At 80.4% G+C, this 588-nt stretch carries 1 protein-coding gene; it reads right to left on the bottom strand.

Annotated elements, in window-relative coordinates:
- A partial coding sequence (locus tag AC1MIR_RS15075; protein WP_480029551.1) for a hydantoinase/oxoprolinase family protein occupies positions 1 to 588 on the bottom strand: 588 nt, incomplete at both ends.

Genomic DNA, 588 nt, shown 5'->3' on the forward strand with positions numbered 1-588 from the left:
GCGCCGCTTCCGGCCCGGCTTCCGCGCCCCACCCTCCGCGTGCCCGCGCCTCCTGCTCCCCGCCGGGCCGCGGCGCCCGCGGCGTCGCCCGCCGCCTGGCCACGCGGCAGGCTTCGGGTGAACTCCGTGCCGAGATCGGCCGCCAGCAGGCCCTGCGCGCAGAGCACGCCGGGATGTCGCGGCACGACGACGGTGCGGATGCCGAGCAGATCGGCCAGCGCCGCGCCGTGCAGCGGGCCGGCGCCGCCGAAGGCGACGAGGGCGAAGTCGCGCGGATCATGCCCGCGCTCCACCGAGACCACACGCATCGCGCCGACCATCGCGTGATCGAGGATGGTCAGCATGCCGCGCGCGGCGTCGTGCAGCGTCATGCCCAGCGGTTCCGCGACATGGCGGCGAACCGCGCCCTCGGCGCGCGCGGCGTCCAGCACCATGCGCCCGCCCAGCAGGCGCGGCGGCAGGTGGCCGAGCACGACATGCGCGTCCGTCGTCGTCGGGCGCTCGCCGCCGCGGCCGTAGCAGGCGGGGCCGGGGGGGGGGCGCGGGGCGGGGGGGGGGGCCCGCCCCCCCCCCCGCCCGCGGCGGCGC

The organism is Falsiroseomonas sp. RANM36 (assembly GCF_056682175.1).